The sequence below is a fragment of the Lentzea sp. NPDC005914 genome, from assembly GCF_040629405.1.
Lineage (GTDB): Bacteria > Actinomycetota > Actinomycetes > Mycobacteriales > Pseudonocardiaceae > Lentzea.
Genome location: NZ_JBEXVQ010000027.1, coordinates 85,405 through 99,499, shown reverse-complemented (window position 1 = coordinate 99,499; position 14,095 = coordinate 85,405). Strand labels below are relative to the sequence as shown.

Genomic DNA, 14,095 nt, shown 5'->3' with positions numbered 1-14,095 from the left:
CCCACCCTCGTGTTCGGATGGTTTGGACCCTAGCGAGCAGGACCGACAAAAACAGGGCCGTTCGTGTTCACCGCTGGTCAGGGGCGCGGGACCTTGACGTTGCCGTAGGTGTCCCAGCCCTCGGAGATCCGCTGGTAGTAGGTGTCGGCCCGGCCGGCGTCGCTCACCCAGTCGAACTCGCCCTTGCCCGGCGGCGCCGGGTAGGTGCGGATGGTGCCGGCCATCAGCTTCGACTCGTCGAGCCCGTCCCAGATCGTGCGGGCCAGCTCGGCCGACGGCGTGCGCAGGTAGAGCCGATAGCCGAAGTAGGCCTTGGCGATCGAACGGTGCAGCCGGGCCGAGATGACCGTGCGCTCGAAGTAGGCCTTGAGCTGGGCGTAGTCCGCGGGCTTCAGCACGCGCCGGACCGCCTCGATGTCGGCCAGCGACCTCTCGGCGAGCTTGACGCCGTGGTTCTTCTCGGTCACCACGTCGTCCAAATAGGACTGAACCATGAGGTTGCCCGGCGTGACCCAGCCGCGGTCCAGCACGTACGGGGTCTCGTTGCGCAGGATCGGGTCGAGCTTGCAGTGCGGTGGGGCGGGGGTGTTCACGACGTCGATCCAGTAGTGGTAGGTCTTGTCGACGCCGTGCCTGACCCGTTCGACGGGTGGGTCGATCCACTTGCCGGAGACGCTTCGGTGGTAGCCGGGGCAGTACGGGTCGTAGTTCAGGCGGGAGTGGTCGCCGCTGTTGTTGCCGAGCGTGTAGAGGACCGACTCGACGATCTCCTGCGAGCGGGCCAGCGCCTGGGCGACTCGGGGTGCGGCGAGTGGACCGTACTTCCGCCGTGCGAACTCCTGGTAGATCTGGGAGTTCGTCAGCTGCGGGGCTCGGTGCAGGGCCCACAGGTTCACCTCGGTCGGGGTGCCGACGATGTGCGAGTCCTGGAAGCGGTCGGTGCGGGCGACGTAGCCGATCACGTTGGGCAGTGCGCGATAGTGCCTCAACCGGTCGGCGTGGTCGGCCACGAAGGCGCCGGCGATCTTGCCCTGGCCGTTGTACTCGCCGGTGGTGTCGTACTCGATCAGCACCGGGCGCTTGATCTTCGGCACGGTGACGTCGATCGGATGCGTGAGAAAGAAGTCGTGCGGCTGGGCCTTGGCCATCACGCGGACGCCCTGGTTCTGGACGAGGTCCAGGGCGCGCAGGACGTTGTTCATCTCCTCCGGGAAGTACGCGAAGGTGCGCAGGTACAGGAGTTTGCCGCGTTCGTCCGTCACGGACGCGATCTGGTCGATCAGGTAGGCGAGCTTTTCCTCGGCGGTCTTCAACCGCGCCGAGTACTGGCGTTCCACGCGGGCGCCGGTCTCGATGAACGTGAGGATCACCGAGTCGGCGTTCGGGAGCAGGTCGAGCATCGCGCGGTAGTCGGTGCGGAACCAGTCCCAGAACGCCGGGTTGTCGAGGTCGATCGTGCCGTTGGGGCCGGTGCGGAACTCGGCCGGGTAGTAGGTGAGGTCGTAGAGGGCGTGGTCCCAGACCGCGACCTCCTTGATGCCCGCGGCATGCGCCTGATCAGTGAGCCGGACGGCTCGTTGGCGGCGGTCCGCGGACTCCTTGAGCTGACGCAGGTGGTGGATCACGTCGTGCGACAGCTGCAGGTGGTTGATCCGGTAGTCGCGAGCGGCGGCAATGGTCTGCTCGTTGCCCGCGTCGTTGTTGGACAACAGGGTCCAGCCGCGGATCTCGTCGGGTTTGGCGTTGGCCGGTGCTGCCGGCGACAGCAACGCCATCGCCAGCAGCACGGTCAGAACTCTTCTCATGGACGCGGCACCTTGATGTTGGAGTAGCGGTCCCAGCCCTCGGAGATCCGCTTGGCGTACAGGTCGGCCTGGGCTGCGTCGATCACCCAGTTCCACTCCCCGGTCGGCGGTGCCGGGTACGCCCGCACCTGGGCGGCAACGATCTGTGCCTCGTCGAGACCGTCCCAAATGGAGCGGGCGAGCTCGGTGGACGGTTGCTGGACGTAGATCCGGTAGCCGAAGTACGCCTTCGCGACCGCCCTGTGCAGCTTGGCGGTCATCACGGTCCGTTCGAAATAAGACTTCAGTTGCGCATAGTCGTTGGGACGCAGCAACTTTCGTACATGTTCGACGTCGCTCAGCGAGGCTTCGGCCAACCCCACGCCGTAGTTCTTCTCGACGTTCAGGTAGTCGAGGTACTCCTGCGTCATCAGGTTTCCGGGGGTGACCCAGCCGCGGTCGAGCACGTAACCGGCCTCGCGGCGCAGGATGCCGTCGGTCTTGCAGTGCGGCGGCGACAGGTGGTTCGCGACGTCGATCCAGTAGTGGAACTTCTTGTTCACGCCGTGCCGCACGAACGTCTCAGGTGGGTCGATCCACTTGCCCGAGACGCTGCGGTGGTAGCTCGAGCAGTACGGGTCGTAGTCCAGCCGCGAGTGGTTCGCGGTGTTGCTGCCCAGCGTGTACAGCGTCGAGGTGATGATCTCCGGCGACCGCGCCAGCGCGCGGGCCACCCAAGGCGCCGAGAGGAGGCCGTACTTGACGGCGGCGAACTCCAGGTAGATCTGGGAGTTCGAGGCACCCTCGCTGGCGCGCTTCAACGCGTACAGGTTGATCTCGGTCGGTGTGCCGACGATGCGCGACTCGTCGTAGCGGTCGGTGCGGGCGACGTAGCCGATCACGTTGGGGAGCTTGCGGTAGTGCCTCAACCGGTCGGCGTGCTCGGCGACGAGCGCGTTGGCGATCTTGCCCTGGCCGTTGTACTCGCCGGTGGTGTCGTACTCGATCAGCACCGGGCGTTTGATCTTCGGCACCGTGACGTCGATCGGGTGTGTGAGGAAGAAGTCGTGCGGCTGGGCCTTGGCCATCACGCGGACGCGCTGGTTCTGCACGCGGTCGATCGCGCCGATCGTGCGGTCCATCTCGGCGGGGTAGTAGCCGAACGTGCGCAGGTACAGCAGCATGCCGCGCTCGTCGATCACCGACGCGATCTGGTCGACGAGGTAGGCGAGCTTCTCCTCGGCGGTCTTGAGCTTCGCGGAGTACTGGTTCTCGACGCGGGCGCCCGTCTCGATGAACGTCAGGACGATCGAGTTCACCCGCGGCACCAGGTCGAGCATCTGGCGGTAGTCGCCGCGGAACCAGTCCCAGAACGCCGGGTTGTCGAGGTCGATCGTGCCGCCGGGGCCGGTGCGGAACTCGGCGGGGTAGTAGGTGAGGTTGTAGAGGGCGTGGTCCCAGGCGGCGACCTCCTTGACGCCCGACGAGTGGGCGAGGTCGGTCAGCCGGTTCACCTGCGCCTGTCTGCGCGGGTCGCGGACGTCCTGCAGGTCCATCACCACCTCGTGGGACAACTGCAGGTGGTTGACCTGGTACTTCCGCGCGGTGCCGATCACCTGGTCGGCGCCCGCGTCGCTGTCGGAGAGGATCGTCCAGCCCCTGATGGAGTTGTGGATCGAGTCGTGCGCCGCCGCGACGCCAGGTGGCGCGAGCAGCATCACTCCCAGGAGCAGACACCAGAGCTTGCGCATGCGCACCCCTCACTTGACCGGGGCGACGGCGCCTTTACCCAACGGTTCGGCTGAGCCGTCAGTCAAGAGAACCGGCGAGTTCTGCGGTGTTTACATCCCCAGGCTGTCGGAGCGCGCACCAGGCATGAAATCGCCTGGGTAAACTCGGGTGGTACGGACACGGAGGTGAACAGCGGTGAACGCCGATGAGCGTCGGTTCGAGGTGTTGCGCGCCATCGTCGCCGACTACGTGTCCAACCAGGAGCCCGTCGGGTCGAAAGCCCTGGTCGAGCGGCACAACCTGGGTGTGTCGAGCGCGACCGTGCGCAACGACATGGCCGCGCTGGAGGACGAGGGCTACATCGCCCAGCCGCACACCAGCGCCGGCCGGGTGCCGACCGACAAGGGCTACCGGCTCTTCGTCGACAAGCTCAGTGAGATCAAGCCGCTCTCGACCGCCGAGAAGCGGGCCATCCGCAGCTTCCTCGACGGGGCGCTCGACCTCGACGACGTGATGCGCCGCAGCGTCCGGTTGCTCGCGCAGCTCACCAGGCAGGTCGCGGTGATCCAGGTGCCGACCCTGTCGCGCGCGGCCGTCCGTCATCTTGAAGTGCTGCCGATCACGCCGTCCCGGCTGATGCTCGTGCTGATCACCGACACCGGTCGGGTCGACCAGCGCATCGTCGAGCTGGGTGATGTGATCAGCGAGGAGGACACGGCTCACCTGCGCGGCCTGTTGAACCAGGCCATGTCGGGCCAGCGCCTGACCGACGCCTCGGTCAGGGTCGCGGATCTGCCGGACGAGGTGCGGCAGGACCTGCGCGACCCGATGCTGAGGGTCGCGACGGTGCTGATCGAGACGCTCGTCGAGCACCCCGAGGAACGGCTCGTGCTCGGCGGCACCGCGAACCTCACGCGCAACGTCGCCGACTTCCCCGGCTCGCTGCGGCAGGTGCTGGAGGCGCTGGAGGAACAGGTGATCGTGCTCAAGCTGCTCGCCGCCTCCCGCGACCCCGGTCGCGTGCTGGTGCGCATCGGCGAGGAGAACGAGGCAGCTGAGATGCGCAGCACTTCCGTGGTGTCCATCGGCTACGGCAGCCGTGACAATCCGCTGGGCGGCCTCGGCGTCGTCGGACCCACGCGCATGGACTACCCCGGAACAATGGCGGCCGTCCGCGCCGTTGCCAACTACGTCGGTGAGATCCTCACCGGCCGCTGAAGCCGAACACCGAACACACGAGAACTTCTTGCTCTGAAAGATGAACACGAAAGCGAACAAGGTGGCCAGGGATTACTACGGCATCCTCGGTGTCTCGCAGAACGCGACACAGGATGAGATCAAGCGTGCCTACCGCAAGCTCGCCAGGCAGCTGCACCCGGACGTCAATCCCAACGAGGAGGCCCGGTTCAAGGAGGTCACGGCCGCCTACGAGGTGTTGTCGAACCCCGAGAAGCGCCGTGTCGTCGACCTCGGTGGCGACCCGCTCGACTCGGGCGGCGGCGGACGCGCGGGCGGTGACCCGTTCGCGGGCTTCGGTCTCGGCGACATCATGGACGCCTTCTTCGGCGCCTCGACCGGCGGCGGCCGCGGTCCGCGCAGTCGCGTGCAGCCAGGCTCCGACGCGCTGATCCGGCTCGACATGACGCTGGAGGAGTGCGCGGCGGGCGCGACGCGTGAGCTGACCGTCGACACCGCGATCCTCTGCGACCGCTGTCACGGCGCCGGCACCAACAGCGACTCCAAGCCGATCCGCTGCGACACCTGCAACGGCCGCGGCGAGGTCCAGTCCGTTCAACGCTCGTTCCTCGGCCAGGTCGTGACGTCGCGCCCGTGCCCGGTGTGCCGCGGCTTCGGCGAGGTCATCCCCGACCCGTGCCAGCAGTGCGCGGGCGACGGCCGCGTCCGTTCGCGCCGCACGATCTCCGTGAACATCCCCGCCGGTGTCGCCGAGGGCATGCGCGTGCGTCTCGCGGGCCAGGGCGAGGTCGGCCCCGGCGGCGGTCCGGCCGGCGACCTCTACGTCGAGGTCGAGGAGCACCCGCACGAGATCTTCGAACGCGACGGCGCCGACCTGCACTGCGTCGTGCAGATCCCGATGACGACGGCCGCGCTGGGCGCCACGCTGCCGTTGAAGACGCTGGACGGCGAGGAAGAGCTGGAGATCGACCCCGGCACGCAGCCCAACACGCAGCTCGTGCTGACGGGCCGCGGCATGCCGAAGCTGCGGTCCACCGGCCGCGTCGACGGTCGTGGCGACCTGCACGTCCACCTCGAGGTCGTCGTGCCCACCAAGCTCGACGCCGCCCAGGCCGCGTTGCTGCGCGACCTGGCCGAGATGCGCGGTGAGAACGAGCCTTCGTTGTCCCACAACGGCAAGGGCGGCGGCGGGCTGTTCTCGCGCCTGCGTGCCTCGCGCGGTCACCGGTGACGCTGCCCGTCTTCCTCGTCCCGGCGCTTCCGCCGGGCGAGGAGTTCGTGCTGGACGGGCCTGAAGGCCGTCACGCCGCCACGGTTCGACGCCTGCGCGTGGGCGAGGAACTGGTGCTGTCCGACGGTTCCGGTGTGCTGGCGCGCTGCGCGGTGGTCGCAGTGGAGCGGGATGCGTTGTCGTTGCGCGTGCTCGAGCGTTCGGAGGACCCGGAGCCGACGCCGCGAGTGGTGCTGGCGCAGGCGTTGGTGAAGGGCGACCGCGGCGAACTCGCGGTCGAGCTGGCCACCGAGGCCGGTGTGGACGGTGTGGTGCCGTGGCGCGCGGCCCGGTGCATCACGAAGTGGGAGGACGGCCCACGCGGCGCGAAAGCGTTGGGACGCTGGCGATCCACGGTTCGTGAGGCGGCGAAGCAGGCGCGGCGTTCGCGGGTGCCTTTTGTCGACGAACCCGTGAGCACGGCGCAGCTTTCTCATCGCGTGTCGTCGTCTGCTCTGACGCTCGTGTTGCATGAGAGCGCGACCGAACGGCTGGCCGACGTTCCGTTGCCGGCTTCCGGAGATGTGCTGCTCGTGGTCGGTCCAGAGGGCGGAATCACGCCGGACGAACTCGAGGCATTGCGATCATCGGGGGCGCGAATCGTCCGATTGGGCCCAACTGTTCTGCGTGCATCTACCGCTGCTGCGGTTGCTCTTGGTGCGTTGGGGGTACTCACCACTCGCTGGTGACCCCGGTCACTCCCAAGGTGAACATCGGATGGATTGGCTTGACGGAAGCTGTAGCGAATCGCAGGCCGATGGGGTTACCCTAGTCGCCAGAGGGGTTGATTGGTCTATCCGGAAACGGAGTAGACGATTAGGCCCTTCTGACCAAAAGACTCGCCGGACACCTCCCCCCTCGGTCCGGCGTCGGCGCCTCGCGGCGAAGCGACCCCCAGGCTTCGGACCGCGAGGCGCCCCTTTTGTTTTTGGGCCTGACTGATCGGCGCTGGAGCGCCTTCACGGCCCTCTACGACGTCTTTGTGCAGGCTTTCGCAGGGGTACCCCCTGACTGGGAACCCCTGCGTTTCAACGTACTCACCGGGTCCGACAAGATCGGTCGCTTCGGTTTTCGCGTAAGTTCTGCGTGTGCAGCGGATTGCTTACGGTGAGCATGCCAGTCAGTTCGGGGAGCTTTATCTTCCCGAAGGCGTTGCTGAGGGTGCTGTTGTCGTCATTCACGGTGGTTTTTGGCATCAGCGGTATGGGCTGGAGCTCGGTCGGCCGCTTGCCGAGGTGCTTGTTGCTGACGGATTTGCCGTTTGGAACATTGAGTACCGGCGTGTTGGTGGTGACGGTGGGTGGCCTGTTACCGGACAGGACGTGTTGGCCGCTATTGAGGCTGTCGACATCGGGCCCGTTGTGACGCTGGGACACAGCGCCGGCGGGCACCTCGCTGTGTGGGCGGCCAAATACAGCGAGCGAGTGGTCGGAGCTGTGGCCCAGGCGGCCGTGCTCGACTTCACCCATCACATCACGTCTCGGGCGTTGGAGCTGTGTTCCGAGGAACAGTTCGCGGAGGCCTCGCCGGCCGCGTTGGTGCCCATCGGCAAACCGGTGATCTGCGTGCACGGTGAGCTCGACGAGGACGTTCCGGTGGCGCAGAGCGTCGATTTCTGTGCTGTGGAACCGCAGGCGGAGCTCATCGTGGTGAAGGGCGCCGGGCACATGGACATGATCACGCCGGGCACCGAGTCGTGGGAGCTGTGCCGCGGGTCGGTCGTTCGGCTTGCGCGCGGCTGCTAAAAAGAGCCGGTGCCGAAGGTTGTCGACCACGAGGAACGCCGCCGCGAACTTGCCGAAGCCGTGTGGCGCATCGTGCAACGGGACGGGATAGACCACGCCTCCGTGCGCGCCGTCGCGGCCGAGTCGGGGTGGTCCAGCGGGTCGTTGCGCCACTACTTCCCGACGCAGGATTCCTTGCTGGGGTTCGCGATGGAGCTCGCGTACCGGCGGTTCATCGCGCGGCTGGAGAAGGTCGACGCCACGGTCGGCGGTAGGGAGCTGTTGCGGGCCGTCGCACACGAGATGCTCGCGCTGGACGAGGAACGGCGGGTGGAGGCGGCGGTGTTGTTGTCGTTCCTGCCGCGGGCGATGGTCGAGCCGTCGTTGCACGAGTTGGAGCGCTACGGCACGCGGGAGCTCTACGGCGAGGTCGCGCGCGTTCTGTCGGTTGCGCAGGAAGCGGGGCAACTGCGGGAGGGTGTCGTGCCGATCAAGGCGGCGCGGAGGTTCATCGTGCTGATCGACGGGCTCAACATCCACCACGGGCTCGGGCCGGACGAGCTGACGGCCGACGACATGATCGAGGCCGTCGACGAGCAGCTGGACCGCTTCTTCGCCTAGCGTCTGGGGCATGTCCTGTTTGTTCTGCCGGATCGTCGACGGTGAGATTCCCGCGACGGTCGTGCACGAGACCAAGACGACGCTGGCGTTCCGCGACATCAACCCCAAGGCGCCGGTGCACGTGCTCCTCATTCCGCGCGAGCACGTGCCGAACGCCGTCGACCTGACCGGCGAGCAGCTCGGCGACCTCTTCGCCGCCGCCAAAGAGGTCGCCGAGGCCGAAGGTGTCGCCGAGTCGGGGTACCGGCTGGTGTTCAACACCGGGCCGGACAGCGGGCAGGAGGTCTTCCACGCCCACCTGCACGTGCTGGGCGGCACCCGTCTCTAATAGCGCGTTCGGGCCACGCCTCTAGCCGAGCGCTTGCAGCAGCGGAGCGCGGTAGCGGGCGCGGTCACCGGGCAGCTTGTCGGCGCCTCGCACCATCCAGGTGGGCGTGCCCCACGACTCCAGGCCGTGGTCGCGCACGAACGCGATCACCTCCGGGTCGTGGACGTCGACGCGCACGCTGGGGACGCCGGCCGCGCAGTCGGCGATGAGCGCGCAGGTGGCGGCGGGGGAGTCCGCGATGATCGGGCCGATGAGCATCCGCGCGTCGCGGACCTGCCACGTGCCCGCGACGCCGTGCTCCGAGATCCGGATGGTTCCCATCGCGAGCAACGACTCCCACAGGTACGGCCGCGTGATGCCGGTGACCTTGGTGTCGAGCGCGACGACATCGTCGAGATCGGCGGCCGTCGCGATATGCGATATATCGGATGCCGGTCCGGTGAAGGTGCCCGTGTGGATGTCGGTGAAGCCGACGGCGCGGAAACCCAGCTGTTCGTACAACGGACGGCCCATCTCCGTCGCGAACAACGTCGAGACACCCGTATCCAGTACATGGGATACCAGCCGCCGCGCGTGGCCCTGGCGAGCGGCGCGTTCGGCGACGAGCACCATGCTGATCGACGACAGTTCCGGGTAGCGCGTCACGATCGTCGTGCCGACGAGGCCTTCCTCGTCGAACAGGCCCCAGCCTTCACCGTGCTCGAGCAGGAACTCCCACTTCTTCTCCTCGCGCGGCCACGACCGGCTCTCGGCCAGGTCGGAGCACGCGGTGAGGTCGTCGAACGTCAGTCGTCGCAGCTCCACAAATCCCCCAGGTCATCCCAATGCGAGTGACGCGGGCGCGAAGTAGCGCGCCCGGTCGCCCGGCAACGTCGTCGCGCCGTGCACCATCAGTGCGCAGCCGTTGCGCGCCTCGAACCCGTTTGCCAGCAGGAAGTCCGCGACGTCGGCGTCGTCGGTGTCGACGCGGAACAGGTCCCCGCCCGCCACGACATCGGAGATCAGCGCGCAGGCGTCGGCCGCCGTGGGCGCGATGATCGGGCCGACCGCGGGGCCGTTCGCGAGCTGACGCGAGCCGATCAGGCCGAGGCCGCCCTCGAACTCCGCTGTGCGCAACGAGTAGCGCGACGGCGCGAAGTCCCAGAACTTGTCGCGTGTGTACCCGCTGACCTCGCGGTCGAGTGCCGCCAAAGCCGGTATGTCGGATATCGCGGCCGGCCGGGACACTCCGGCGGCCTTGCCGGTGAAGACGCCGTGGTATTCAGTCGTCACCCCGACCGGGTGAAAGCCGAGTTTTGTGTACAACGGTTCGCCCATGGAAGTCGCATACAGCACGGATACGCCAGTCTCACTGATATCCAATATATTGACCATCAGCGCGGTGCCGACGCCACGGCGTTCGGCCCAGGTGCCGACCAGCACGCCGCTGATCGACTGCGCCTCGGGGTACGGGGTCGCCAACGCCGTGCCCAAGATCGCCCCGCCCCTGGCACCGGACTCGAAGGCGCCGAGGCCCGGACCCAGCGTGAGCAGCAGCTCCCACTGCTGCGCCGGCCACGTCCAACCCCGGTCCGTGATGAGCTTCATGCACTCGGGTACGTCGTCGACGCCGAGCCTGCGGATCTCCACAGTCGGTGAGCACACACCGTGAGCAATCCGGTAGCCACCCATTTTCGGCCGGACTAGCATCTACGCCACCAGATCCGAGCGACAGGAAGCAGGCCGGGGCCACGTGGCCGACGAAACACAGCAGAGCACCAAGGAAGGTCAGTCCCGGTTTGCCGTGCCCGACGGCGCGGTGCTCAGCCTGCTGGGGTCGCGAGACGAGAACCTGCGGCTCGCCGAGGAACTGCTCGACGCCGACGTGCACGTCCGGGGGAACGAGATCACGCTGTCCGGCGACCCCGCCGACGTGGCCTTCGCGGAACGGGTCTTCTCCGAGCTCGTCACCCTCGCCAGCCGCGGGCAGGCGGTCGACACGAACACCGTGCGCCGCACCGTCGCGATGCTCAGCGCGAACGCCGAGGAGTCGCCGGCCGAGGTGCTGAGCCTGGACATCATCAGCCGCCGCGGCCGCACGATCCGGCCGAAGACGCTGAACCAGAAGCACTACGTCGACGCGATCGACAAGAACACCATCGTGTTCGGCATCGGCCCCGCCGGCACCGGCAAGACCTACCTCGCCATGGCCAAGGCCGTGCAGGCGCTGCAGGCCAAGCAGGTCAACCGGATCATCCTCACCCGCCCGGCCGTCGAGGCGGGCGAGCGGCTCGGCTACCTGCCGGGCACGCTGTACGAGAAGATCGACCCGTACCTGCGCCCGCTCTACGACGCGCTGCACGACATGGTCGACCCGGAGTCGATCCCGCGGCTCACGCAGGCGGGCACGATCGAGGTCGCGCCGCTGGCGTACATGCGCGGCCGGAGCCTGAACGACGCGTTCATCATCCTCGACGAGGCGCAGAACACGACGCCCGAGCAGATGAAGATGTTCCTCACGCGGCTCGGGTTCGGCTCGAAGATCGTCGTGACCGGTGACATCACGCAGGTCGACCTCCCCGGTGGCCAGCGCAGCGGTCTGCGGGTCGTCAAGGACATCCTCGAAGGTGTCGACGACGTGCACTTCTCCGTGCTGACCAGCCAGGACGTGGTGCGCCACCGCCTGGTGGGCGACATCGTCGACGCGTACGACAAGTGGCAGGTCCAGCAGGACCTCGTCGACCAGAACGGGCAACACCACGGACCCGGTGCACGCCGGGGGAACCAGCGCCGGGGACGATAGGCGCCGTGAGCATCGAGATCGCCAACGAGTCGGGTGTCGGAGTCGACGAGGGTTCCATCGTCTCCGCCGCCCGCTTCGCGCTGGACCGCATGGGCGTGAGCCCGCTGGCCGAGCTGTCCGTCCTGCTCGTCGAGCTGGACGTCATGGCCGACCTGCACGAGCGCTGGATGGACCTGCCCGGTCCCACGGACGTCATGGCCTTCCCCATGGACGAGCTGGACTCCGCACGTCGGCCCGACGCGGCGGGGCTCGGGCCCGCGCTGCTCGGGGACATCGTGCTGTGCCCGGCGTTCGCCAAGGACCAGGCCAAGAAGGCGGGCCACGGCCTGCTGGACGAGCTGCACCTGCTGACCGTGCACGGCGTGCTGCACCTGCTCGGCTACGACCACGCCGAGCCGGCCGAGGAACGCGAGATGTTCACGCTGCAGAACCGGATCCTCGGGGACTTCCGCACCGCGCGGGACGACGCGGAACGGGCCGCGCACCAGCGCAGCACGGACGACAAGGTGCTGGGCGCCGTCGGCCTGGACGAGCAGAAGCCCCAGGAACAGTCACCGCAGCATCCCGAAGAAGACTGACGCGAATGAGCGGCAACCCAGCCGGCGTCATAGTGCTGGCCGTCTTGCTCGTGCTCGCCGCAGGTGTCTTCGCGTGTGTGGACGCCGCCCTCGGCACCGTGTCACGCGCACGGGTCGAGGCGCTGCAACGACAGGGGCGCTGGGGCACCGGCCAGCTGCTGCAGGTGCTCAACGACCGTCCGCGGCACGTCAACCTGTTGCTGCTGCTGCGCCTGTTCTGCGAGATGCTGGCGGCGGTGCTGGTCACGACGGTGTTCCTGCAGTACGAGGACAGCAACTGGCTCGCCGTCCTGTACTCGTGCCTGAGCATGCTCGTCGTGTCGTACGTGCTCGTCGGCGTCGGACCGCGCACCATCGGCCGTCAGCACCCGTACGGCGTGAGCCTGGCCGCCGCGGGCACGGTCCGTCAGCTCGGCCGGGTCCTGGGGCCGCTGTCGAAGCTCCTGATCCTCATCGGTAACGCGATCACGCCCGGCAAGGGCTTCCGCGAGGGCCCGTTCAGCTCCGAGGTGGAGTTGCGCGAGCTCGTCGACATGGCGCAGGAACGCGGCGTCGTCGACGAGGGCGAGCGCGAGATGATCCACTCGGTGTTCGAGCTGGGTGACACCATCGCCCGCGAGGTCATGGTGCCGCGCACCGAGATCGTGTGGATCGAGCAGTCGAAGTCGCTGCGGCAGGCGCTCGCCCTGTCGTTGCGCACCGGCTACACCCGCGTCCCGGTGATCGGGGAGAGCGTCGACGACGTGCTCGGCGTGGTGAACCTCAAGGACCTCATGCGGGCCACGCTCGCCGAGGACGAGGACCCGAAGAGCGTCTCCGAGCTGATGCGCCCGATGAGCTTCATCCCGGACTCGAAGCCGATCGCGGACCTGCTGCGCGAGATGCAGGTGTCCCGCCGGCACATGGCGATCGTGGTCGACGAGTACGGCGGCACCGCGGGCCTGCTGACCATCGAGGACATCCTCGAGGAGATCGTCGGCGAGATCACCGACGAGTCCGACACCGACGACCGCCCGCCGGTCGAGCACCTCGACGACGGTGCCGTGCGGGTCAGCGCGCGCCTGCCGGTCGACGACCTGGACGCGTTGTTCGGCACCGAGCTGGACGACCACGAGGTCGAGACCGTCGGCGGCCTGCTCGCGCAACGGCTCGGGCGCGTGCCCCTGCCCGGCACGGAGGCCGAGATCGCGGGCCTGCGCATGCGGGCGGAGGGCGGCAAGGACGAACGCGGCCGCATCCGCGTCACCACTGTGCTCGTGCGCCCCGTGAACAAGGAGAGCGAAAACCATGACTGACCTCGACCCCGAGGACGCCAAGCTCGTGACGCTCGCGCGGTCCGTCCGTGCCCGCAACGGTGCGGCGGAGGGTGCGGCCGTGCGCGACCTCGACGGCCGCACGTACAACGCCTCCACCGTCGCGTTGCCGTCATTGCAGCTCACGGCGCTGCAGGCCGCGGTCGCCGCCGCCGTGTCGAGCGGTGCGGAGGGCCTGGAGGCCGCCGTCGTCGTCACCGAGGCGTCCGCGGTGGACACCGAGTCGCTGGCGGCCGTGCGCGATCTCACGGCCTCCGGACCGGTCTTCCTCGCGGACGCTTCCGGCGAGCTGCGCGCGCGGGTCTAGGCGGGCATCAGCCCGAGCTGCATCATCATCCCCGCCGCGTCCGGGTGGGTGTGGAACTCCTTGATCTTGCCGTCCTCGGCCTTGAGGAAGTAGGTCCCGCGGCTGGTGATCGGCTTGCCGGTCGGCGGGATCTCCATTCCGCCCATGGCGAGCGTGCCGGTGTTGGTGCCGGTGAACTCCAGCTCGCAGGCGACCTGGTCGTTCTCGATGACCATGCTGGTCGTGCGGATGTGCATGTCCGGGAACGCGGTGAACCAGGCCTGCGTGTAGGCGCGGGCCGCGTCCCGCGTGCGCATCGGTTCCGGGGTCGTGTCGTCGATCCAGACGAAGTCGTCGGCCAGCAGGCTGACGAAACCGTCGGGGTCGTGGCGATCCCACGCGCCGATACCTTCGTCGTTCAGGCGCTCGAGGTCTTCTCTCGACATGTCGCATCTCCTAGTGCGCGGAATACGAGCGGACC

At 68.0% G+C, this 14,095-nt stretch carries 15 protein-coding genes; 10 read left to right on the top strand and 5 right to left on the bottom strand.

Annotated elements, in window-relative coordinates; all coding sequences use genetic code 11:
- Positions 1–77: 77 nt before the first annotated feature.
- Complete coding sequence (locus ABZ345_RS32190; RefSeq protein ID WP_359857004.1) at positions 78–1,805, bottom strand: hypothetical protein; 1,728 nt, start codon at positions 1,803–1,805, stop codon at positions 78–80.
- The gene (locus ABZ345_RS32185) at positions 1,802–3,535 is read right to left on the bottom strand and encodes a hypothetical protein (RefSeq protein WP_359857001.1); all 1,734 of its coding nucleotides are present in this window, start codon (positions 3,533–3,535) and stop codon (positions 1,802–1,804) included. The genes ABZ345_RS32190 and ABZ345_RS32185 overlap by 4 nt, the downstream gene beginning before the upstream one ends.
- A gap of 175 nt (positions 3,536–3,710) precedes the next feature.
- Between ABZ345_RS32185 and hrcA the strand changes: the two genes are divergently transcribed.
- The 6 genes from hrcA to ABZ345_RS32155 all read left to right on the top strand — a co-directional run bounded on the left by hrcA (position 3,711) and on the right by ABZ345_RS32155 (position 8,655).
- Positions 3,711–4,733, top strand: coding sequence for a heat-inducible transcriptional repressor HrcA (gene hrcA, locus ABZ345_RS32180; protein WP_359856998.1), 1,023 nt, complete (start codon positions 3,711–3,713; stop codon positions 4,731–4,733).
- 61 nt (positions 4,734–4,794) lie between these two features.
- On the top strand, positions 4,795–5,943 hold the full coding sequence (gene dnaJ, locus ABZ345_RS32175; RefSeq protein ID WP_359857103.1) for a molecular chaperone DnaJ: 1,149 nt from the start codon (positions 4,795–4,797) through the stop codon (positions 5,941–5,943).
- Positions 5,940–6,671, top strand: coding sequence for a 16S rRNA (uracil(1498)-N(3))-methyltransferase (locus tag ABZ345_RS32170; protein ID WP_359856996.1), 732 nt, complete (start codon positions 5,940–5,942; stop codon positions 6,669–6,671). The genes dnaJ and ABZ345_RS32170 overlap by 4 nt, the downstream gene beginning before the upstream one ends.
- Before the next feature lie 399 nt (positions 6,672–7,070).
- Positions 7,071–7,727, top strand: a complete 657-nt coding sequence (locus ABZ345_RS32165; protein WP_359856993.1) for a prolyl oligopeptidase family serine peptidase — start codon at positions 7,071–7,073, stop codon at positions 7,725–7,727.
- A 9-nt stretch (positions 7,728–7,736) separates the two neighbouring features.
- Entirely contained in the window at positions 7,737–8,327 is a 591-nt protein-coding gene (locus ABZ345_RS32160; RefSeq protein WP_359856990.1) for a TetR family transcriptional regulator C-terminal domain-containing protein, read from the top strand.
- A 10-nt stretch (positions 8,328–8,337) separates the two neighbouring features.
- Entirely contained in the window at positions 8,338–8,655 is a 318-nt protein-coding gene (locus ABZ345_RS32155; protein WP_359856987.1) for a histidine triad nucleotide-binding protein, read from the top strand.
- A gap of 21 nt (positions 8,656–8,676) precedes the next feature.
- Here the strand turns inward: ABZ345_RS32155 and ABZ345_RS32150 are convergent, their stop codons facing one another.
- Together ABZ345_RS32150 and ABZ345_RS32145 are read right to left on the bottom strand one after the other, a co-directional pair.
- Positions 8,677–9,459 (bottom strand): GNAT family N-acetyltransferase, encoded by a 783-nt coding sequence (locus ABZ345_RS32150; RefSeq protein WP_359856984.1) that lies wholly within the window; start codon positions 9,457–9,459, stop codon positions 8,677–8,679.
- A 12-nt stretch (positions 9,460–9,471) separates the two neighbouring features.
- Positions 9,472–10,284 carry a hypothetical protein gene (locus ABZ345_RS32145; RefSeq protein WP_359856981.1) on the bottom strand — a complete coding sequence of 271 codons (813 nt, stop codon included), beginning with the start codon at positions 10,282–10,284 and terminating at the stop codon, positions 9,472–9,474.
- A 103-nt stretch (positions 10,285–10,387) separates the two neighbouring features.
- Between ABZ345_RS32145 and ABZ345_RS32140 the strand changes: the two genes are divergently transcribed.
- From ABZ345_RS32140 to ABZ345_RS32125, 4 genes are read left to right on the top strand one after another with little or no spacing between them, the layout of a single operon-like run.
- A complete protein-coding gene (locus tag ABZ345_RS32140; RefSeq protein ID WP_359856979.1) occupies positions 10,388–11,437 on the top strand; it encodes a PhoH family protein in 1,050 nt (349 codons plus the stop codon).
- 5 nt (positions 11,438–11,442) lie between these two features.
- The gene (ybeY, locus tag ABZ345_RS32135) at positions 11,443–12,015 is read left to right on the top strand and encodes an rRNA maturation RNase YbeY (RefSeq protein ID WP_359856976.1); all 573 of its coding nucleotides are present in this window, start codon (positions 11,443–11,445) and stop codon (positions 12,013–12,015) included.
- A gap of 5 nt (positions 12,016–12,020) precedes the next feature.
- Positions 12,021–13,310 (top strand): hemolysin family protein, encoded by a 1,290-nt coding sequence (locus ABZ345_RS32130; RefSeq protein WP_359856973.1) that lies wholly within the window; start codon positions 12,021–12,023, stop codon positions 13,308–13,310.
- Positions 13,303–13,635 (top strand): cytidine deaminase, encoded by a 333-nt coding sequence (locus ABZ345_RS32125; RefSeq protein WP_359856970.1) that lies wholly within the window; start codon positions 13,303–13,305, stop codon positions 13,633–13,635. The genes ABZ345_RS32130 and ABZ345_RS32125 overlap by 8 nt, the downstream gene beginning before the upstream one ends.
- Here the strand turns inward: ABZ345_RS32125 and ABZ345_RS32120 are convergent.
- Positions 13,632–14,060: an ester cyclase gene (locus tag ABZ345_RS32120; RefSeq protein ID WP_359856967.1), complete on the bottom strand. Its 429-nt coding sequence runs from the start codon at positions 14,058–14,060 to the stop codon at positions 13,632–13,634. The genes ABZ345_RS32125 and ABZ345_RS32120 overlap by 4 nt on opposite strands.
- Between the last annotated feature and the right edge of the window lie 35 nt (positions 14,061–14,095).